Origin of the sequence: Pseudomonas sp. F01002, from assembly GCF_004402115.1 — a bacterium.
In the GTDB taxonomy this organism is placed as follows: domain Bacteria; phylum Pseudomonadota; class Gammaproteobacteria; order Pseudomonadales; family Pseudomonadaceae; genus Aquipseudomonas; species Aquipseudomonas frigoris.
Window position 1 is genome coordinate 431610 of the sequence record NZ_SOPU01000015.1, and the last position, 20853, is coordinate 452462.

Genomic DNA, 20853 nt, shown 5'->3' on the forward strand with positions numbered 1-20853 from the left:
TCGCGGTATGCGCCCAGACTTCCGTCGCCAGCGTATTGAGCCCAGTCGGGCTCAGCAGCAACGTCGCCGTCAATTCCTTCATCGCATCCAGAAAAACCAGCGCAAACGCCGCGCCCAATGCCGGGAAGATGATCGGCAACGTCACCCGGCAAAACGCACTGAAGGACGACGCCCCCAGTGTGCGTGCAGCCTCTTCCAGTTGCGGCGCAGCCTTGTTCAGCGCCGTACGAATCGGCGCCTGCGCCAGCGGCAGAAACAGCAACGCATAAGCAATCAGCAGCAGCGCAGAAGTCTGATACAGCGCCGGCACATAATGCAGGGCGAAATACACCAGCGTCAGCGCGATCACCAGTCCTGGCAGTGCATGCAGCAGATACGGCAAGCGTTCGGCCCAGATTGCCAGCTGGCCTTTGTAGCGCACCACCAACAAACCCACCGGCACTGCCAGCACCAGGCACAGCGCCGCGCCGCCCAGTGACAACGCCAGGGAGGAGAGCAGCGCCTCGCTGATTGCCGCCACCGGGAATGCTGCCGACGAACCCACTGCCAGCCAGTACGCGAGCATCCCGAGCGGAATACCGCTGCCGATGATCGCCAGCGCCAGGCAATAAAGTTGTCCGGCAGCAGCCCAAGGCCCCAGCCGAACCTGTTCCGCATGCCGGGCCGCGCCCTGACCGGTGCGCACGTGTCGGCCCTTGCCGCGTACGCGCAGTTCCAACCAAAGCAGCATCAGACACAGCGCCAGCAACACGGCGGAAAGCATCGCAGCATTCGCGTTACTGAACTCGAGCTCGAACTGTTGATAGATCGCGGTTGTGAAGGTTTGCAGGCCGATGATCGACAGCGCACCGAATTCCACCAGCATGTGCAGTGCGATCAGCAGCGAACCGGCGAGCAGTGACGGCCAGAGCAGCGGCAGAGTGATTCTGAAAAATACGCCCCAGCGATTCTGCCCAAGGGTCCGTGCGGACTCCTCGAGAGACGGATCGAGATTGCGCAGGGTCGCCGCGACCGGCAGAAAGATCAGCGGGTACTTGGACAGGGTCATCACCAGGATCGCCCCGCCCAAGCCTTCGAAATGAGCGCTCAACGAGACCCAGGTAAAGCTGCTGACAAATGCCGGTACCGCGAACGGCAGGCACAGAATCACGCCCCACAAGCGCCGCCCCGGCAAGTTGCTGCGCTCAAGCAGCCAGGCCAGCGACAGGCCGATCACGCCACAGGCGAGCGTCACACCGACCATCAGCGCCAGGGTGTTGCGCAGCAGGCCAAACACATAAGGGCGCCACAACAAATGCAGCGCCTCGGCCCAACCGGCCTGCCAGGTTTTGAGCCCGACATACGCCAGCGGCAACAGGCTGAGTACCACCAGCAGCAAAACCGGTAGCAACAGCCAGATCGATGGCCGCTTGCGCCGCGGTACGTAACCCCCGCGCGTGACGGGAGCTGATAACGATGCGCTCATCAGTTCAAGCCAACGTCACGTTCCAGGTCCAGGGCTTCTTCGGCATTGCCGAGATCGGCTGGCGTGACCTTCGGTGCTTCGAGCTCGCTAAACGGCTTGAGCCCACGATCCGATTCCATGCCTTTGTGTAGTGGGTATTCAGCGGTGGTCTGAGTGATCACGCGCTGACCTTCTTCGCTGGCCATGTAGGCGAGAAATTGCTGGGCTTCTTTTGGATGCTTGCTGGATTTCAGCACGGCCGCACTGGAAACAGTGATCAGCCCACCGACGTCGCCGCCGGTGAAATAATGAAGTTTCGAATCGAGCTGGCCTTTTTCGCGCTGCAAGGCGAACCAGTAATAGTTGTTCACCAGCACGGTGGCGACTTCGCCGTTTTCCACTGCCTTCAGTGCAACCATGTTGTTGCTGTAGGTCTTACCGAAAGCACGCAAGCCGGTCAGCCATTCTTCGGCCGCGTCCATGCCGTGCACTTTGATGATTGCCACAGCCTGTTCCTGGAAGGCGCCGCTGGTAGGCACGAAACCGACCTTGCCTTGCCATTTCGGATCGGAGAACTCCATGACCGACTTGGGCAGGTCTTTTTCGTCGATCAGTTTCGGGTTGAAGGCGACCACGCGGACCCGTGCGGTGACACCGATCCAGGTGCCGTTGCCGGCAACGTAATCTTTTGGCAGAGCGGCGAGGGTGGCGGCATCGGTCTGTGCGAGCAGGCCTTGTTCGCCGAGTTTGTTCAGTGGTGGCGATTCTTCGGTGTAGATCACGTCGGCAGGGGAGCGATCGCCTTCTTCGACGACCTGGCTGGCGAGCTGGTTGCTGCTGCCTTTGCGCACATTGACGTGAATCCCGGTCTTGGCTTCGAAGGCTTTGGCGATGGCGTCGCCGACTTCTTTGTGTTGACCGTTATAGAGTGTCAGGGAAACCGGTTCGGCGGCTTGGGTGAGGGGAGTGGCGAGTGCCAGGCCGAGCAGGGTCATGGTCAGGCCGCGGCGTAGGGTATTTCGAAACATCATTCGCAAGGTTCCTCACTGTCGCATTGCAAAAACTTGAAACAATGATAAACGATATTGTTTCTCAAGTGCGCCTTGCAGCGGGTGAGGGGTTGGTAGGAGCTGCCGAAGGCTGCGATCTTTTGATCTTGATTGTTGGTGGAGCTGAAATTGCTGAAGATCAAAAGATCGCAGCCTTCGGCAGCTCCTACACAAACCCCGGAAACGCAAAAACCCGCTTTCGCGGGTTTTTGTGAAATTTCAGATCGACTCTGAAATTTGAATTGGTGCCCAGAAGAAGACTCGAACTTCCACGACCTTGCGGTCACCAGCACCTGAAGCTGGCGTGTCTACCAATTTCACCATCTGGGCATNAATCTTCAGCGTTGCCGCTGTTGATGTGGCGCACTATACGGAGAGCTTTTTGATCTGTAAACCCCTGATTTAGTTTTAATAAATCAGGGGTTTAGAATGCAAAAAACCCGTTTTCGCGGGTTTTTGTGTGAGCCTTGAAATTGATCTAATCTCAAGCTCGAAATTGGTGCCCAGAAGAAGACTCGAACTTCCACGACCTTGCGGTCACCAGCACCTGAAGCTGGCGTGTCTACCAATTTCACCATCTGGGCATTATCGACAATGCGTCTGCGTTGTTGATGGNNNCGCGCACTATACGGAGCGTCTTTTTAACTGTAAACCCCTGAGGTCTAAAAAACCTGGAAAATTTTACCAATGGCATTTAATTCAGCTTCGCGCTGTCGATAAAGGGCTTTAGATGGGCTGTCATAGCCTGAAATTTCCCGTTTCATTACGCCTATGCCAAACTAACCCGCATATAGACAAGGTGAAAACTCTCTAATGGCCGATTGGCAGTCCCTCGATCCCGAGGCCGCTCGTGAAGCGGAAAAATATGAAAACCCTATTCCTAGCCGCGAACTGATCCTTCAGCACCTTGCTGATCGGGGTTCGCCTGCTAACCGCGAGCAGCTGGTCGAAGAGTTTGGTCTGACTACAGAAGATCAGATCGAAGCCCTGCGCCGCCGCCTGCGCGCCATGGAGCGCGACGCTCAACTCATCTATACCCGTCGCGGCACCTATGCGCCGGTGGACAAGCTCGACCTGATCCTGGGCCGCATCAGCGGTCACCGTGACGGCTTCGGCTTCCTGGTCCCGGACGACGGCAGTGACGACCTGTTCATGAGCCCTGCGCAAATGCGTCTGGTGTTCGATGGCGACCGTGCGCTGGCCCGTGTTTCCGGTCTTGACCGTCGCGGTCGTCGCGAAGGCATGATCGTCGAAGTGGTCTCCCGTGCCCACGAGACCATCGTCGGTCGCTACTTCGAAGAGGGCGGTATTGGTTTCGTCGTTGCGGACAATCCGAAGATCCAGCAAGAAGTGCTGGTGACGCCGGGCCGTAACGCCAACGCCCAGATCGGTCAGTTCGTCGAAGTGAAGATCACTCACTGGCCGACACCACGCTTCCAGCCGCAAGGCGACGTGGTTGAAGTCGTGGGTAACTACATGGCGCCGGGCATGGAAATCGACGTTGCCCTGCGCACCTACGATATTCCTCACGTCTGGCCTGAGGCTGTGCTGAAAGAAGCCGCCAAGCTCAAGCCGGAAGTCGAAGAGAAAGACAAAGAGAAGCGCATCGACCTGCGTCATCTGCCGTTCGTGACCATCGACGGCGAAGACGCTCGCGACTTCGATGACGCGGTCTACTGCGAAGCCAAGCCGGGCAAGCTGCGCCTGTTCTCCGGCGGCTGGAAGTTGTACGTGGCGATTGCCGACGTTTCCAGCTACGTGAAAATCGGTTCGGCGCTGGACAATGAGTCCCAGGTTCGCGGCAACTCGGTGTATTTCCCCGAGCGCGTCGTGCCGATGCTGCCTGAGCAGCTGTCCAACGGCCTGTGCTCGCTGAACCCGCATGTCGATCGCCTGGCCATGGTTTGCGAGATGACCATCTCCAAATCCGGGGAGATGACCGACTACTGCTTCTACGAAGCGGTGATTCACTCCCACGCTCGCCTGACCTACAACAAGGTCAGCGCGATGCTGGAAACGCCGAAAGTCACCGAAGCTCGCCAGCTTCGTGGTGAATACAACGACGTTCTGCCGCACCTCAAGCAGCTTTACGCACTGTACAAAGTGCTGCTGGCCGCTCGTCACGTGCGTGGCGCGATCGATTTCGAAACGCAGGAAACCCGGATCATCTTCGGGACCGAGCGCAAGATTGCCGAAATCCGCCCAACCGTTCGTAACGACGCCCACAAGCTGATCGAGGAATGCATGCTGGCGGCCAACGTGGCCACCGCCGAATTCCTGAAAAAGCACGAAATCCCTGCGCTGTATCGCGTCCACGATGGCCCGCCGCCGGAGCGTCTGGAAAAACTGCGCGCTTTCCTTGGCGAACTCGGCCTGTCCCTGCACAAAGGCAAGGACGGCCCGTCGCCGAAGGATTACCAGGCATTGCTGGCGAGTATCAAGGACCGTCCGGATTTCCACCTGATCCAGACCGTTATGCTGCGTTCGTTGAGTCAGGCGGTGTATAGCGCCGATAACCAGGGCCACTTCGGCCTGAATTACGAAGCCTATACCCACTTCACCTCGCCGATCCGCCGCTACCCGGACTTGCTAACGCACCGGGCGATTCGCAGCGTCATCCATTCGAAAATGGACACCCCGCACGTTCGCCGTGCTGGCGCGATGACCATTCCGAAAGCGCGCATCTACCCGTACGACGAAGCGATTCTGGAGCAGCTCGGCGAGCAGTGCTCGATGAGCGAGCGCCGTGCCGACGAAGCGACCCGCGACGTCGTGAACTGGCTCAAGTGCGAGTTCATGAAAGACCGCGTGGGCGAATCGTTCCCGGGTGTGATCACTGCCGTGACCGGTTTTGGTCTGTTCGTCGAGCTGACCGATATCTACGTCGAAGGCCTGGTGCACGTCACCGCGCTGCCGGGTGATTACTACCACTTCGATCCTGTGCACCACCGCCTGGCCGGTGAGCGTACCGGTCGCAGCTTCCGCCTCGGCGACACCGTTGAAGTGCGCGTCATGCGCGTCGACCTCGACGAGCGCAAGATCGACTTCGAGATGGCTGAAAAGACCATCAGCGCGCCGATCGGTCGCAAGAAGCGCGGGACTGAAACCGCTGCACCCGCTACCAAAACGGCTGCAGAGCCGGCCCCGGCGAAAACCGGTCGTCGTCCTGCCAAGGAAAAGGCTGTCGAAGCCTATCGTCCAGGCGATGCTGCGGCGAAAAATGCTGAATTGCGCAAAAGCCGTGAGATGAAGCAGGCGTTGCTGTCTGAAGCGAAAAGTGGCGGTAAAGCGGCGTCTGGGGGAAAGACCGGACGGTCGGCGCCTGACAAGGCTCCCGGCGGCAAGCCAGCCAAGCCGAGCAAACACCGTAAAGGCCCGCCAAAAGCGGGTTCTGCTCCAGCCGCCAAAAGCGGCGGGGCGCGTAAACCGAAGGCCAAGTCATGAGTCAGTTGGAAAAGATCTACGGCGTGCACGCTGTAGAAGCGTTGCTGCGTCACCACCCAAAACGCGTCAAGCAGATCTGGCTGGCCGAAGGCCGCAGTGATCCGCGGGTTCAGACGCTGATTGAGCTGGCTAACGAAAATCGCGTGGCCGTCGGCAACGCCGAGCGCCGTGAGTTGGATGCCTGGGTTGATGGTGTGCACCAGGGCGTGGTGGCGGACGTGAGTCCGAGCCAGGTCTGGGGCGAGGCGATGCTCGACGAGCTGCTCGATCGCACCGAAGGCGCGCCGCTGTTGCTGGTGCTCGACGGCGTGACCGATCCGCACAACCTCGGCGCTTGCCTGCGTTCGGCCGATGCGGCCGGCGCATTGGCGGTGATCGTGCCGAAGGACAAGTCAGCCACGCTGACCCCGACGGTGCGAAAAGTCGCCTGTGGCGCGGCGGAAGTGATTCCGTTGGTCGCCGTGACCAACCTGGCGCGCACCCTGGAAAAACTCAAGCAGCGCGGCTTGTGGGTCGTCGGTACTGCGGGCGAGGCCGAGCAGAGTCTGTATCAGCAAGACATGACCGGCCCGACCATCCTGATCATGGGCGCGGAAGGCAGCGGCATGCGTCGCCTGACTCGCGATCTTTGCGACTACCTGGTGCGCTTGCCGATGGCTGGCAGTGTCAGCAGTCTCAACGTGTCCGTGGCGACCGGCGTGTGCCTGTTCGAGGCCCTGCGCCAGCGTGGCGTCAAAGCCGCCGGAACCGGTAAAAAGTCTTAAACCAGACTCGATCCAAATTGTGGGAGCGGGCTTGCTCGCGAAGGCGGAGTGTCAGTCGACAGAAATGTTGCCTGATACACCGCATTCGCGAGCGAGCCCGCTCCCACAGTGGTTTGTGGTGAAGCAAAAATCGGTGGGCGAACGAACTGTTCAAATAATCACCAATTGCCTTGCACCTCTTCTGTCCCTTCTCTACAATTGCGCCCCTTGCTGTGACGGCAGGCACGCATGTGTCTATCGCAAGCAAGTCCATAAGTGTCATTCACTCCTTGTCTGACCGCTTTTGAGCGGCAGGCTACAACCCGTAAGGAGCATTCATGCGTCATTACGAAATCATCTTTTTGGTCCACCCGGATCAAAGCGAGCAAGTCGGCGGCATGGTAGAGCGTTACACCAAGCTGATCGAAGAAGACGGCGGCAAAATCCACCGTCTGGAAGATTGGGGCCGTCGTCAACTGGCCTACGCAATCAACAATGTTCACAAGGCTCACTACGTGATGCTGAACGTTGAGTGCACTGGCAAGGCCCTGGCCGAGCTGGAAGACAACTTCCGCTACAACGATGCAGTGATCCGTAACCTGGTCATCCGTCGCGAAGAAGCCGTTACCGGCCAATCCGAGATGCTCAAGGCTGAAGAAAACCGCAGTGAGCGCCGTGAGCGTCGCGACCGTCCTGAGCACGAAGGCGCTGAAAGCGTTGATAGTGATGACAGCGACAACAGCGATAACGCTGACGAGTAATCCACGGACCTTTTGAGGAGCCTATTACATGGCACGTTTCTTCCGTCGTCGTAAATTCTGCCGCTTCACCGCTGAAGACGTGAAAGAGATCGATTACAAAGATCTCAACACTCTGAAAGCTTATGTATCCGAGACCGGCAAAATCGTTCCAAGCCGCATCACCGGTACCAAAGCACGTTATCAGCGTCAGCTGGCCACCGCTATCAAGCGCGCCCGCTTCCTGGCCCTGCTGGCCTACACCGACAGCCACGGCCGCTGAGACCGGGCAGTCGACACGTAGCAAAGGATTGAAAGCATGCGTGCCATAGCTGAGTTCATCATGCGCGGCCGTATGCAGGCCACTCTGGTAGTGGCCGGATGCGCAACATTGCCGTTGTTGTATTGGTTGGGTGCTGCCGCTGGTTGCCTTGTGCTCCTGCGGCGCGGATTGAAGGACGCCCTGGGCGTTCTTGCTCTGGGACTGCTGCCGGCGTTGATCTGGTGGCTTTACTCCGATGACCCACGGGCACTTCTGGTGCTGCTGGGGTCTTGGAGCCTTGCGTTGGTTTTGCGCGCAAGCGAGTCCTGGAACCGCGTGCTGCTGGTCAGCATAGCGATGGGAGTGGTGTTTTCAGTGGTGCTGGGGACGGCTTTTGGTCCCCAAATCGAGATGCTGGCGCAGGCTTTGATAAAAGTCATGCCGTCGCTACTCGGTGATGTCTACCAGAAGTTGTCGGTAGACGAGCAAGCGCATTTTGCGTCCCTGATCGCACCGGTCCTGACCGGCCTGATTGCGGCCTTGTTGCAAATCGTCAGTGTGCTGAGCCTGCTTGTCGGGCGCTACTGGCAGGCGTTGTTGTACAACCCGGGTGGTTTTGGTCGCGAGTTTCGCGCCATCCGATTCCCGCTGGGGCTGGCGATGTTACTGCTGGCGTTCATGCTTCTGGGGCCGAATATCGGTCCGCAGATGGCCATGTTGACGCCGTTGTGCAGTGTACCGCTGGTGTTCGCCGGGCTGGCCCTGATTCACGGGCTGGTGGCGCAAAAGCGACTGGCCAGATTCTGGCTGGTGGGGTTGTACGTCACGCTGTTGCTGTTCATGCAGCTGATCTATCCGTTGCTGGTGGTCTTGGCCATCGTCGACAGCCTGATTGATTTTCGCGGTCGTTCGACGCCGAAAGACGTCGATAGCGCGAACGGTGAAGGTTAAAAGTTAAGAGGATTTTCACATGCAACTGATCCTTCTGGAAAAAGTCACCAACCTGGGCAACCTGGGTGACAAAGTGAACGTTAAGGCTGGTTACGGTCGTAACTACCTGCTGCCTTACGGCAAAGCTACCGCTGCGACCGCTGCCAACCTGGCTGCGTTCGAAGAGCGTCGCGCTGAGCTGGAAAAAGCCGCAGCAGATCGTAAAACTTCGGCTGAAAGCCGTGCCGCCCAACTGGCTGAGCTGGAAGTGACTATCACTGCCACCGCTGGCGACGAAGGCAAGCTGTTCGGTTCGATCGGTACTCACGACATCGCTGATGCACTGACCGCCTCTGGCGTTGAAGTTGCAAAAAGCGAAGTTCGTCTGCCGAACGGCACTATCCGCAACGTAGGCGAATTCGACGTAGCCGTGCACCTGCACGCCGAAGTTGAAGCCACCGTACGCGTTGTCGTGGTAGCAGCTTAAGCAGCACTTGTCGGCTGGCACCCTCGGGTGCTTGCCGGTAACATCGGGCACGATCCTGTTTACAGGTCGTGCCCTTTGTCTTTCTGTAACCCCTGCTTTTCATAAAATAACCAAGTGGCCATGAACGATATCTCCGCACCCGAGCAATACGATCTGCAAACCGCTGTCCTGAAGGTGCCGCCGCATTCCATCGAGGCCGAACAGGCCGTGCTCGGTGGTTTGATGCTGGACAACAACGCCTGGGAACGCGTGCTCGATCAAGTCTCCGACGGCGATTTCTATCGGCATGACCACCGTCTGATCTTCCGCGCGATCGCCAAGCTCGCTGACCAGAACTCGCCGATCGACGTCGTGACCCTTGCCGAGCAATTGGACAAGGAAGGTCAGACCTCGCAGGTCGGCGGCCTTGGTTACCTTGGCGAACTGGCGAAAAACACGCCGTCCGTCGCCAACATCAAGGCCTATGCGCAGATCGTACGCGCACGAGCAACGTTGCGGCAGTTGATCGGCATCGCCACCGAAATCGCCGACAGCGCCTTCAACCCGGAAGGCCGCTCGGCTGAAGAGATTCTCGACGAAGCGGAACGCCAGATTTTCCAGATCGCCGAGGCCCGGCCAAAAACCGGCGGCCCGGTGAGCGTGAATGACCTGCTGACCAAGGCCATCGATCGCATCGACACCTTGTTCAACACCGACAACGCCATCACCGGCCTGTCCACCGGTTATACCGACCTCGACGGAATGACCAGTGGCCTGCAACCGTCCGACCTGATCATCGTTGCCGGCCGTCCATCCATGGGTAAAACCACCTTTGCGATGAACCTGGTGGAAAACGCCGTGCTGCGCAGCGACAAGTGCGTGCTGGTCTACTCGCTGGAGATGCCAGGCGAATCGCTGATCATGCGTATGTTGTCGTCGCTGGGTCGGATCGACCAGACCAAGGTCCGTGCCGGACGTCTGGAAGACGATGACTGGCCACGCCTGACCTCGGCGGTCAACCTGCTCAATGATCGCAAGCTGTTCATCGACGATACGGCCGGTATCAGCCCGTCGGAAATGCGTGCGCGGACTCGACGCCTGGTGCGTGAGCATGGCGAGGTTGGCCTGATCATGATCGACTACCTGCAACTGATGCAGATTCCAGGTTCCAGTGGCGACAACCGGACCAACGAGATTTCCGAGATCTCCCGTTCCTTGAAAGCCCTGGCCAAGGAATTCAACTGTCCGGTGGTGGCGTTGTCCCAGCTCAACCGCTCCCTGGAGCAACGACCGAACAAACGCCCGATCAACTCCGACCTCCGGGAATCCGGAGCGATCGAGCAGGATGCCGACGTGATCATGTTCGTGTACCGGGACGAGGTGTATCACCCGGAAACCGAACACAAAGGCATCGCCGAGATCATCATCGGCAAGCAGCGGAACGGCCCGATCGGCACGTCACGACTGGCGTTCATCGGTAAGTACACCCGTTTCGAAAACCTGGCGCCGGGCAGCTACAACTTCGACGACGAGTAACGTCGAGGGTGTCGGCGGTTGATAGCTGTGTTTCAGGCGAACAGGTTTCTGATCGCTTGCTCGGTGTAGCCATAGTTCCAACGTAGCTCGTTGTCGACGGGAATGTCGTCGATGGCAAAGAATGCATACAGCAGGTATTTTTCCTTGCCCCCGCCTTGGGCTTGAACCTCCACATCAAACGGCACGGCTTCGACGTTGTAACCCGTTGTTGCCTGTCGTGCCGGCTTGCCCTGTTCGTACTCGAAGAGGGTATTCATTCGGGACAGCACATTGTCTCCGGACAACAGAACGGTAGGAGGCCTGGCGTGGGTGAACAGCTTCCCAGGCAGTACATCGATGAGGAACGGGTCCTTTCTGGCGACACCGACATAACCGGGTATCAATCCTCCACCATATACCCCAAGAATCTCCCCTTTAACCAGCGGCTTTTTGCTGCTCACCATGTCTTGCCCAATCAAGGTCCTTTCCTCAGGCACCTTGCAGTCGGCGGCGGTGAATGTGCGTAGCGCCAGTTTTTCTTCGTACAGGTTGGCAACGCCTTCGAAGCCCTCCCATTGAATGTAAGGTTTGATTGCCGCGGCCCCGTAGCGGGTACCGCCATCAGCAGATTTGACCTGCTGCTGAATTTTTTTGATGCGTAACGGTTGCCCTTTCAGGTCCCTGAGGGGGTAGCGGCCGTTGTTGGCACGATCATAGTTACCGCGTGTGTTGGGGGTCTGTTGAAAGGATCTGATGCTGGACATGCGGTCGTGTTCGGCGGCAGTGAATGGCACAGGCATGACGTATTCGGTAGCGCTGTGATAGCTGCCGCTTGCCTCCTCCGGGATATCGAGGTGCCTTGACGAGTCAACGCCCGGCGTGCCGCCCGGTAACCCGCTATCGGTATCGATCTCCCAACCACCTCCAGCCTTTTGCCGCACGTAGGGCTTGTACGCTCGATAGGGGCTGCGTGCATCGATGACTTGCCAACCCGGTTTGGCGTATTGCACTTGGTAGTACAGGCGGTTTTCCAGCACGTAATACGTGTGCGTGCCACCTTGTAGGGGGCGCTGTTCATAAACGCCGTCTGCGCGCAGCGACAGGTTCGTCGGTGTTTCTTGCCGGGCGAAATGGGTGTCAAGGGGGAAGCCTGGGTTTGCGGGCTCGGTAGGCCATGACGCAACACCTTCCCGAATAGCCAGTGGTTGTTTGTGCAGACGCTCTATGACGCTGTTGATCGCGGTTTTTACACGGTCAGCCCAACTATTGGCCGCGGCAAAGCGCTCGGCTTCAGGCAGGGCCGCTTTGATCGAGATGTAGAGATCGGCCAGTCCACTAAGCGGATTTCCCGCAGCATCGTAAGCCCTGTACTGCGCTTCTTCTCGAACCAGAACTCTGCGATGAACGGCTGTGTCACTGCCGACGCTGCTCAGCAATGTGCCGTTGAGGGTGGCATCACGCATTTTGATGTGCACCGAGTCGGCCCAGTTGGGCAAGTGCCTGAGGTTCATGAGGATGAGTTGGTCGGTGTCAAGAGGGCGGGCGGAATCAAGATAAAGCCCCTCATAAGTACGTGCTGTTTCAACTTCTTTGGAATATTCGTCTGCTTCCGTTTCCATGAGAGGCAGCAACTGCCTTTCCCGCACGATTTGCTGTTTTTCCAGCGCACTGAGGCTGAGTGTCAGCTGCTGCAGATAGCTTTTTGGCAGCGTTGGATACTTCGTGCGAATGTGTCCCTCTATCGGGGTTTCCGGTTGATCGGTCAGCGCATAAATTTTTGGGAACAGCAGGTCTTTTGTTGCCGCAAGGTGGGTCTCAAGACACTGCGCCAGGCGCTCTGCGTTAGAGGCAGTGGATGGCACCAGCCCTTTGAATAGCTCACTGAGCTCTTCAGTTCTCAGCTTCTCGACAACAGCGTCTGTCAGTTCACCGTTTCTGAGTTGGGCGTAGGTCAATCTAAGTTCGGGCAGTGTTGCATTGGCGGAGTCACCAAAAGCAAACAGCGTTTCAGTCCCATCGACGACGGTTAGGTGTCGAGTGGTTGGCCAGCCGCTCAGTGTGGTGAGCAGGTGCAGCAAGATGAACGGTGAGTAAGGGCCGGTTTTAGTGCCTTTGCTACGTTCTATCTTGAAATCTTTTATTTCCTGTCTCAAATCAAAGCGCTTCAATACATCGGTCAGCAGGGCCGGCGGACGTTGGGTGCTCAGATGAAGTTCAATGAGAGCCAATCTGTCTAATCCGCTGACCAGCAGAATGGGCTCGACGGCTTCTTGGCGGATATTGCGTGCGACAGTGCCAAGACGCCTGATCAGTTTCAACCCATCCCAAGTGCTTGGGTCCTCGTGCAGATGGTGCCATCCGGCGGCATCGTTTTGAAACATCTGTGGGGCATACCCGTTTGGGTCAGAAGGGTGTTGCAGCTCCCACTGCTGGGTGGCGGTGTAGACCTTTACTTCATAGAAATGGTCTTCCAGTGCTACATAGGTTTTTGCGTTGTGGTTATACAACCCTTGAGCGTTGGGGTGGATATTTTCAGGGAGTTGAAGTGCCTTCCGATAGGGCGTCAGATCGGGGTGCCAGAGTCGTTCGCTATTGTCGCGCAACCTGATTTTTACCAGGTTGGTGGCGATCCCGGTGGTTTTTATTGCGCCGGCCGTGATGATGCCCAGGGCAGCGGCGTCTGCGACATCCAGCAGATCATTCAGGGCTTCATCGGTATCGCCACGACTCCAGGCGGCAACGCCGTGATAGACCGAGTTGAGTAACTGCAAGGCTGTTACCGCCAACATCACTTCACCGATGATCGGTATGAAGGACGCGGCGAAAAATAACAGCGACTCCCCTGCTGCCTCGAGCTCCTGACGTTTTTTCAAGCTGCCGGCGGTGTTGGCATCTGCCGTGGGGACCGCCAGCACACGTGCGTCAGCTTTCAGGTGGGCAATGCGTTGCTTGAAGACCGTTTCATAGAAGTCACCGGCAATATCCACGCACCAAGGGTTTGGCAAAAGACGCATTACTACGGCGGTTTGCGCCTGACCACAAAGTGCCTGTGGTCAGCGGCGTTCCCTGGCGCTCAAACGGAATGAAGCGATTGAAGAATTTCCGGTAGGAGGGTGTGTCCAGTTTAATTGCCAGGGCTGTTTGAAGAGCGTTATACGAGTCATATCGTTTGATTGCGTCATCGGGATCATCGGGGATGTAAAGAACGTGTTTAATCTGATGCCATTTATCCCGAAGTACCACGATGCCCGGAAGGGCTATGCCGTCCAGGGTCAGGTGTGAACAGATCAAGTCCTTGTGGCTGCCGGCGTGGCTCAGTTCGAGTAATAGTGCGTAAAGATCTGTGCTGATGGATTTCTTCATCAGGGCGATGTGGATCGCCGCCTCAAAGGTATTTTGGTCGTCGTTCCTGATCAGGGCTTTTATCTGGTTTGCCGAGCGAGTGGCGGTTGTTCCCGCAGTCGCAGAAGGTTCCAGTATTTCGCTGATGTGTCTCTGGTACCGCATGCCGATGTCCAACTCGCGACAAACCCCGGCGAAGTGCTCTGGGCTGACAGCGCTTTTTTTCTTTTCGTCGTACCCGGACAAATAGATGGCCGATCCTGCTTCAAAACCACCGCTCAGGGCTTCGGAAGGTTCGAAGTTCTGCAGAGCGGCGTCTACAAGCGTTTGTTCGGTGGTTTTATGGCGTGTTTTGATCAGCCCCAAGAGGTGGGAGTTCTTCCATTCGCGTAGCAGTGTGGATTTTTCAGCGTCCAGCGATCCCAGGTGTCCTGTGAGCTTTTCGCTCAACAATGTTCGGGCAAAGTTCAAGGGGTTTTTCAGATCTTCGAAGACGGGTGCCAACGCCTGCCTGGCTGCATTGCTTTTTAGCAGGCAGGCGCGAAACGTTTTGCGCTGTTCAGGTGATCCCTCGACTAGCCAGCCAGGCAGCTTGCTCTGGATGAAGCTTGCATGAGCAGATAGGGGCGGCGGGGTAGGTGCGGGGACTGTATTGAGTAAAGTCGAATCGTTCAAGGGAGCTCCGTGGCTCTGGATAAGCCAGTCTGGTAGTTGAAGCGCCAGACTACTCGCGGGTTTTTTTCTTGAAGAATATCTATGTAGTGACGTGTGTTCAGCGAAATGTGATGTATCGGTCAAGGGCAGACCTGATGGTAAAAGCCGACCGCTATTGTCGGAATTGGTTAATTTTTGTGCTATATTCCGCGCCCGCGATTTTTCATCTCAACACCGGTCATCGTCATGCAAACAGCCAAGCCGTTATTTGACTATCCCAAGTACTGGGCCGAATGTTTCGGTCCAGCGCCATTCCTGCCGATGAGCAGGGAGGAGATGGATCAGCTTGGCTGGGATTCATGCGACATCATCATCGTCACCGGTGATGCGTACGTTGATCACCCGTCGTTCGGCATGGCAATCATCGGCCGGCTGCTGGAGTCGCAAGGCTTCCGCGTCGGGATCATTGCCCAGCCGAACTGGCAGTCCAAAGACGACTTCATGAAACTCGGCGAGCCGAACCTGTTCTTCGGTGTCGCGGCCGGCAACATGGACTCGATGATCAACCGCTACACCGCCGACAAGAAAATCCGCTCCGATGACGCCTACACCCCCGGTGGCCTGGCGGGCAAACGTCCGGACCGCGCGAGCCTGGTTTATAGCCAGCGTTGCAAGGAAGCCTACAAGAACGTGCCGATCGTTCTCGGTGGCATCGAAGCGTCCCTGCGCCGCATCGCGCACTACGATTACTGGCAGGACCGGGTTCGCAACTCGATCCTGATCGATGCCTGCGCCGACATCCTGCTTTACGGCAACGCCGAGCGTGCGATCGTCGAAGTCGCCCAGCGTCTGTCCTACGGTCACAAGATCGAAGACATCACCGACGTGCGCGGCACCGCGTTCATCCGTCGCGACACGCCGAAAGACTGGTACGAAGTCGATTCCACGCGCATCGACCGTCCGGGAAAGATCGACAAGATCATCAACCCGTACGTGAACACCCAGGACACTGCGGCGTGCACCATCGAGCAGGAAAAGGGTGCGACTTTTTCAAGTGCAGAAGACCCGAGCGAAGCCAAGGTCGTGCAGATCCTGGCGAGCCCGAAGATGACTCGCGACAAGACCGTGATTCGTCTGCCTTCGGTTGAGAAAGTCCGCGGTGACGCGGTTCTTTACGCTCACGCCAACCGCGTGCTTCACCTGGAAACCAACCCGGGCAACGCCCGTGCGCTGGTTCAGAAGCACGGCGAAGTCGATGTCTGGTTCAACCCGCCTCCGATTCCGATGACCACCGAAGAAATGGACTACGTGTTCGGCATGCCTTATGCGCGCATTCCGCACCCGGCGTACGGCAAGGAAAAGATCCCTGCCTACGACATGATCCGCTTCTCGGTGAACATCATGCGTGGCTGCTTCGGCGGCTGCACCTTCTGCTCGATCACCGAGCACGAAGGCCGGATCATCCAGAACCGTTCCGAAGAGTCGATCATTCGCGAAATCGAAGAGATCCGCGACAAGGTCCCCGGCTTCACCGGCGTCATTTCCGACCTCGGCGGCCCGACCGCGAACATGTACCGCATCGCCTGCAAGACCCCGGAAATCGAATCCGCGTGCCGCAAGCCGTCGTGCGTGTTCCCTGGCATTTGCCCGAACCTGAACACCGATCACTCGTCGCTGATTCAGCTGTACCGCAGTGCCCGTGCCTTGCCGGGTGTGAAGAAGATCCTGATTGCTTCCGGCTTGCGCTACGACCTCGCGGTCGAGTCGCCGGAATATGTCAAAGAGCTGGTGACCCACCACGTCGGTGGTTACCTGAAGATCGCCCCGGAACACACCGAGGAAGGTCCGCTCAACCAGATGATGAAACCGGGCATCGGCAGCTATGACAAGTTCAAGCGCATGTTCGAGAAGTACTCCAAGGAAGCCGGGAAAGAGCAGTACCTGATTCCGTACTTCATCGCCGCTCACCCGGGCACCACCGACGAAGACATGATGAACCTGGCCCTGTGGCTCAAGGGCAACGGCTTCCGTGCCGACCAGGTGCAAGCGTTCTATCCGTCGCCAATGGCCACCGCCACCGCGATGTACCACTCGGGCAAGAATCCGCTGCGCAAAGTCACTTACAAGAGTGACGCCGTGACCATCGTCAAGAGCGAAGAGCAGCGTCGTCTGCACAAGGCGTTTTTGCGTTATCACGACCCGAAAGGCTGGCCGATGCTGCGTGAAGCGCTGACCCGCATGGGCCGCGCCGACCTGATCGGGCCGGGCAAGAACCAGTTGATCCCGCTGCATCAGCCGGCGACCGACAGCTACCAGAGCGCCCGTCGCAAGAACTCGACACCGGCCGGCAGCCATAAAGTGGCAGGGGAAAAGACCACCAAGATCCTGACCCAGCACACTGGCTTGCCACCGCGCGCCAGCGATGGCGGCAACCCGTGGGACAAGCGTGAACAGGCCAAGGCTGCGGCATTCGCCCGCAACCAGCAGGCGGCCAAAGAGCGCAAGGACGCGGCTAAAGGCAAGGGGCCCAAGCCTGCGCGTAAGCCCGTCGTACCACGCTAAGCCTCGCTTGAGCTGAACAAAACGCCAACCTTCGGGTTGGCGTTTTGCGTTTCTGCGCCACGGAAAACCGGGGCGCTGGGTCGGAAGCTGTGTTGGGGCAACCGGCCTCTTCGCGGGCAAGCCCGCTCCCACAGGGATCTGCTGTGAACACAGAACCGGAGACAACCTCGAACACTGTGGGAGCGGGCTTGCCCGCGAAGAGGCCGGTGTTGGTGGCGACTATGCAGCTGAACGCCACAAATCCGTGCAATCGATGCAAACCAAATTCCCGCATCGCCCGATTTTGGTGCTGTACTGCCTCAAGCAACCGGAGAAAGCGCCAGCGCTGCGCGATGGCATAAGTCTTGCGCGCTTTCCAATACGCTTAAGGCTCGCAGGAGGCACGCCGTGTCGATTCATGTCGCATTGCACCACGTCACGCATTACCGCTACGACCGCGCCGTCGAGCTCGGTCCGCAGATCGTTCGCCTGCGCCCGGCCGCCCACAGTCGCACGCGGATACTGTCCTACGCGCTGAAAGTGTCGCCCGAGCAGCACTTCATCAACTGGCAGCAAGACCCCCAGGGCAATTACCTGGCGCGGTTGGTGTTCCCGGAGAAAACCGATGAGCTGCGGATCGAAGTCGATCTGTTGGCAGAGATGGCGGTCTTCAATCCGTTTGACTTCTTCCTTGAGCCCTACGCCGAAAAGATCCCGTTCGCCTACGCCGCGGATGAGCGCAAGGAACTGGCGCCGTACCTGGAAACCTTGCCCCTGACGCCGAAGTTCAAGGCGTACCTGGATGGCATCGACCGCACGCCACTGCCTAGCGTTGATTTCCTCGTCGCACTCAATCAGCGCCTGAGTGAAGACATTGGCTACCTGATTCGCATGGAGCCGGGCGTGCAAACGCCCGAACATACCCTCGAACATGCCTCCGGTTCCTGCCGCGACTCTGCGTGGTTGCTGGTGCAATTGCTGCGCAACCTCGGTCTGGCGGCGCGTTTCGTCTCCGGCTACCTGATTCAACTGACCGCCGACGTCAAAAGCCTCGACGGCCCGTCGGGCACTGACGTGGACTTCACCGACCTGCACGCCTGGTGTGAGGTTTATTTGCCCGGTGCAGGCTGGATCGGCCTGGACGCGACGTCAGGGCTGTTTGCCGGTGAAGGACACATTCCGTTGGCCTGTAGCCCCGATCCGGGCTCTGCGGCACCGATCAGTGGCTTGGTTGAACCGTGCGAGTGCGAATTCACCCATGAAATGTCCGTGGAGCGGATTTGGGAAGCGCCACGGGTAACGAAGCCCTACACCGAAGACCAATGGCTGGCGATCCAGGCGTTGGGTCGGCAGATTGATGCCGACCTGCTGGAGGGTGATGTACGCCTGACCATGGGCGGCGAACCGACGTTTGTTTCCATCGATGACCCGGACGGGGCCGAATGGAACACGGCGGCACTTGGGCCAGACAAGCGGCGTCTGTCCGCCGAACTGTTCCAGCGCATGCGCAAGCACTACGCGCCCCAAGGCCTGGTGCATTTCGGTCAGGGCAAGTGGTACCCCGGCGAGCAATTACCGCGCTGGTCGCTGAACTGCTACTGGCGCCGCGACGATGTGCCGATCTGGCACAACAGCGCGTTGATTGCCGATGAGCAGCAAGACTACGGTGCCAATGGCGAGTTGGCCGGACGCTTTCTGGCGAGTGTCGCCGAACGCCTGAAAATCCCCACACGGTTTGTGTTTCCGGCCTACGAAGACAATTTCTATTACCTCTGGCGCGAAGGCACTTTGCCGCAGAACGTCAGCGCCGAAGACTCGCGTCTTGAAGAGCCTCTGGAGCGTGCACGCCTGCGCAAAGTCTTCAGCCAGGGGCTGGACAAAGTCATCGGCCAGGTCCTGCCGCTGGCACGCACCACCAAGGGTGATCAATGGCAGAGCGGCCGCTGGTATCTGCGCGATGAGCATTGCCGACTGGTGCCGGGGGATTCGCCGCTGGGCTATCGCTTGCCGCTGGGCTCGCAGCCTTGGGTGAAAGCGGCGGAGTACCCGTTCATTCACCCTGTGGACCCGAATCAGGATTTCCCAGCACTGCCCGACACTGCACAACTTCAGAGCCAAGGCGAGCCTGCGGTTGCTGATGAACGCACGCCAAAGATCGACGAATCCGCCGACTGGCTGACCCGCACGGCGTTCTGCGCCGAAGCGCGAGAAGGACGGTTGTATCTGTTCATGCCGCCGCTGGAACGGGTCGAGGATTATCTGGAACTGGTCAGCGTCATCGAAGCGACCGCCGAGGAACTGCATTGCCCGGTGTTGCTGGAAGGCTATGAACCGCCGAGCGATCCGCGGCTGAGTAACTTCCGCATCACGCCCGACCCGGGTGTGATCGAGGTCAACGTGCAGCCTTCTGCCACGTGGGATGAGTTGGTCGAGCGCACCGAATTTCTTTACGAAGAGGCACGCCAGACCCGACTGACCACCGAGAAATTCATGATCGATGGCCGGCACACCGGCACCGGCGGCGGTAACCATTTCGTACTGGGCGGCGCGACGCCGGCTGACTCACCGTTTCTACGCCGCCCCGATCTGCTGCGCAGCCTGATCAGCTACTGGCATAACCACCCGTCCTTGTCCTACCTGTTTTCCGGATTATTCATCGGCCCGACATCTCAGGCGCCACGGGTTGACGAAGCACGCAACGATGCCTTGTATGAACTGGAAATCGCCTTTGCCCAGATGCCTGAGCTGGGTGAGGAGTGCGCACCGTGGCTGGTGGATCGGCTGCTGCGCAACTTGCTGATCGACGTGACCGGCAACACTCACCGTGCCGAATTTTGCATCGACAAACTGTATTCACCGGACGGTGCTACCGGTCGCCTTGGATTGCTTGAGCTGCGAGCCTTCGAAATGCCACCCCATGCGCGCATGAGCCTGGCTCAGCAGCTGTTGCTGCGAGCGCTGGTGGCTCGGTTCTGGCGCGAGCCTTATGCGCCGCCGAAACTGGCGCGCTGGGGCACTGAGCTGCACGATCGTTTCCTGTTGCCGCACTTTATCGAACAGGATTTCGCCGACGTCATCGTCGACCTTAATGCCGCCGGTTATCCCGTGCGCGCCGAGTGGTTTGCGGCGCATCTGGAGTTCCGTTTTCCCAAGGTCGGCGATTACGCCGTCAGCGGGATCGAGCTGGAAGTGCGTCAGGCGCTGGAGCCCTGGCATGTGCTGGGCGAGGAGGGCGCAGTCGGCGGCACGGTGCGTTATGTGGATTCGTCGCTGGAACGCTTGCAGGTCAAACTTACGGGCTTGCCGCCGCAGCGTTATCTTCTGACATGCAACGGCATCCCGGTGCCATTGCAACCCACCGGGCGGGTCGGCGAGTTTGTCGCTGGCGTGCGCTTCCGCGCCTGGCAACCGGCCAACTGCCTGCAACCGACTATCCCGGTCCACGCGCCGTTGGTGTTCGACCTGCTCGACACCTGGATGCAGCGCTCGCTGGGTGGCTGTCAGTACCACGTCGCCCACCCGGGCGGGCGCAACTACGACAGCTTGCCGGTGAACGCCAATGAGGCAGAGAGCCGGCGAATGGCGCGTTTCTTCCGCATCGGACATACGCCGGGGAAACTTCCTATACCCAATATGGAAATTAACGACGAGCTGCCGATGACTCTCGATTTACGACGTTTCTAAACCGTACGCGACGCTCGGATTTTTCGTATATCCGGGCGTCAT

14 protein-coding genes and 2 tRNA genes are annotated in these 20853 nt (G+C 58.5%); 10 read left to right on the forward strand and 6 right to left on the reverse strand.

Annotated elements, in window-relative coordinates:
* Both E3W21_RS11515 and E3W21_RS11520 read right to left on the reverse strand, forming a co-directional pair.
* The coding region (locus E3W21_RS11515) for an iron ABC transporter permease (protein ID WP_134419975.1) at positions 1–1465 on the reverse strand (1465 nt) is incomplete at its 3' end.
* Positions 1465–2475: an iron ABC transporter substrate-binding protein gene (locus E3W21_RS11520; protein ID WP_134419841.1), complete on the reverse strand. Its 1011-nt coding sequence runs from the start codon at positions 2473–2475 to the stop codon at positions 1465–1467. The genes E3W21_RS11515 and E3W21_RS11520, both read right to left, overlap by 1 nt.
* 23 nt (positions 2476–2498) lie before the next feature.
* Between E3W21_RS11520 and E3W21_RS11525 the strand changes: the two genes are divergently transcribed.
* Positions 2499–2708 (forward strand): hypothetical protein, encoded by a 210-nt coding sequence (locus tag E3W21_RS11525; protein ID WP_129438964.1) that lies wholly within the window; start codon positions 2499–2501, stop codon positions 2706–2708.
* A gap of 28 nt (positions 2709–2736) precedes the next feature.
* Here E3W21_RS11525 and E3W21_RS11530 read toward each other — a convergent pair.
* Both E3W21_RS11530 and E3W21_RS11535 read right to left on the reverse strand, forming a co-directional pair.
* Positions 2737–2823, reverse strand: a tRNA-Leu gene (locus tag E3W21_RS11530).
* 167 nt (positions 2824–2990) lie between these two features.
* A tRNA-Leu gene (locus E3W21_RS11535) sits at positions 2991–3077 on the reverse strand.
* A gap of 229 nt (positions 3078–3306) precedes the next feature.
* On the opposite strand from E3W21_RS11535, the gene rnr reads away from it, so the two are divergent.
* The 7 genes from rnr to dnaB all read left to right on the forward strand — a co-directional run bounded on the left by rnr (position 3307) and on the right by dnaB (position 10611).
* Positions 3307–5937: a ribonuclease R gene (gene rnr, locus E3W21_RS11540; protein ID WP_134419843.1), complete on the forward strand. Its 2631-nt coding sequence runs from the start codon at positions 3307–3309 to the stop codon at positions 5935–5937.
* The gene (gene rlmB, locus E3W21_RS11545; RefSeq protein WP_129438960.1) at positions 5934–6701 is read left to right on the forward strand and encodes a 23S rRNA (guanosine(2251)-2'-O)-methyltransferase RlmB; all 768 of its coding nucleotides are present in this window, start codon (positions 5934–5936) and stop codon (positions 6699–6701) included. Before rnr ends, rlmB begins: the two co-directional genes overlap by 4 nt.
* A 317-nt stretch (positions 6702–7018) precedes the next feature.
* The gene (rpsF, locus tag E3W21_RS11555; protein WP_054595362.1) at positions 7019–7441 is read left to right on the forward strand and encodes a 30S ribosomal protein S6; all 423 of its coding nucleotides are present in this window, start codon (positions 7019–7021) and stop codon (positions 7439–7441) included.
* Between the two features lie 28 nt (positions 7442–7469).
* Positions 7470–7700, forward strand: a complete 231-nt coding sequence (gene rpsR / locus E3W21_RS11560; RefSeq protein WP_002551829.1) for a 30S ribosomal protein S18 — start codon at positions 7470–7472, stop codon at positions 7698–7700.
* Between the two features lie 36 nt (positions 7701–7736).
* Positions 7737–8630: a hypothetical protein gene (locus E3W21_RS11565; protein WP_056746335.1), complete on the forward strand. Its 894-nt coding sequence runs from the start codon at positions 7737–7739 to the stop codon at positions 8628–8630.
* A 19-nt stretch (positions 8631–8649) separates the two neighbouring features.
* Positions 8650–9096: a 50S ribosomal protein L9 gene (gene rplI / locus E3W21_RS11570; protein WP_003197251.1), complete on the forward strand. Its 447-nt coding sequence runs from the start codon at positions 8650–8652 to the stop codon at positions 9094–9096.
* Positions 9097–9216: 120 nt separating this feature from the next.
* Positions 9217–10611, forward strand: coding sequence for a replicative DNA helicase (gene dnaB / locus E3W21_RS11575; protein WP_134419845.1), 1395 nt, complete (start codon positions 9217–9219; stop codon positions 10609–10611).
* Positions 10612–10643: 32 nt separating this feature from the next.
* On the opposite strand, the gene E3W21_RS11580 is transcribed toward dnaB, so the two are convergent.
* Together E3W21_RS11580 and E3W21_RS11585 are read right to left on the reverse strand one after the other, a co-directional pair.
* The gene (locus E3W21_RS11580) at positions 10644–13604 is read right to left on the reverse strand and encodes a DUF6543 domain-containing protein (RefSeq protein ID WP_166793818.1); all 2961 of its coding nucleotides are present in this window, start codon (positions 13602–13604) and stop codon (positions 10644–10646) included.
* On the reverse strand, positions 13561–14607 hold the full coding sequence (locus tag E3W21_RS11585; RefSeq protein WP_134419849.1) for a dermonecrotic toxin domain-containing protein: 1047 nt from the start codon (positions 14605–14607) through the stop codon (positions 13561–13563). Before E3W21_RS11585 ends, E3W21_RS11580 begins: the two co-directional genes overlap by 44 nt.
* A 225-nt stretch (positions 14608–14832) precedes the next feature.
* Here E3W21_RS11585 and E3W21_RS11590 point away from each other — a divergent pair, with 225 nt between their 5' ends.
* Together E3W21_RS11590 and E3W21_RS11595 are read left to right on the forward strand one after the other, a co-directional pair.
* Positions 14833–17148, forward strand: a complete 2316-nt coding sequence (locus tag E3W21_RS11590) for a YgiQ family radical SAM protein (protein ID WP_134419851.1) — start codon at positions 14833–14835, stop codon at positions 17146–17148.
* Between the two features lie 387 nt (positions 17149–17535).
* On the forward strand, positions 17536–20811 hold the full coding sequence (locus E3W21_RS11595) for a DUF2126 domain-containing protein (protein WP_134419853.1): 3276 nt from the start codon (positions 17536–17538) through the stop codon (positions 20809–20811).
* The last annotated feature ends 42 nt before the right edge of the window (positions 20812–20853 follow it).

What these genes read in the sequence shown, in the direction of transcription:
- E3W21_RS11520 (WP_134419841.1), bottom strand. Translation starts at nt 2,475, where the DNA reads ATGATGTTTCGAAATACCCTACGCCGCGGCCTGACCATGACCCTGCTC.
- rnr (WP_134419843.1), top strand. Translation starts at nt 3,307, where the DNA reads ATGGCCGATTGGCAGTCCCTCGATCCCGAGGCCGCTCGTGAAGCGGAA.
- rlmB (WP_129438960.1), top strand. Translation starts at nt 5,934, where the DNA reads ATGAGTCAGTTGGAAAAGATCTACGGCGTGCACGCTGTAGAAGCGTTG.
- rpsF (WP_054595362.1), top strand. Translation starts at nt 7,019, where the DNA reads ATGCGTCATTACGAAATCATCTTTTTGGTCCACCCGGATCAAAGCGAG.
- rpsR (WP_002551829.1), top strand. Translation starts at nt 7,470, where the DNA reads ATGGCACGTTTCTTCCGTCGTCGTAAATTCTGCCGCTTCACCGCTGAA.
- E3W21_RS11565 (WP_056746335.1), top strand. Translation starts at nt 7,737, where the DNA reads ATGCGTGCCATAGCTGAGTTCATCATGCGCGGCCGTATGCAGGCCACT.
- rplI (WP_003197251.1), top strand. Translation starts at nt 8,650, where the DNA reads ATGCAACTGATCCTTCTGGAAAAAGTCACCAACCTGGGCAACCTGGGT.
- dnaB (WP_134419845.1), top strand. Translation starts at nt 9,217, where the DNA reads ATGAACGATATCTCCGCACCCGAGCAATACGATCTGCAAACCGCTGTC.
- E3W21_RS11580 (WP_166793818.1), bottom strand. Translation starts at nt 13,604, where the DNA reads ATGCGTCTTTTGCCAAACCCTTGGTGCGTGGATATTGCCGGTGACTTC.
- E3W21_RS11590 (WP_134419851.1), top strand. Translation starts at nt 14,833, where the DNA reads ATGCAAACAGCCAAGCCGTTATTTGACTATCCCAAGTACTGGGCCGAA.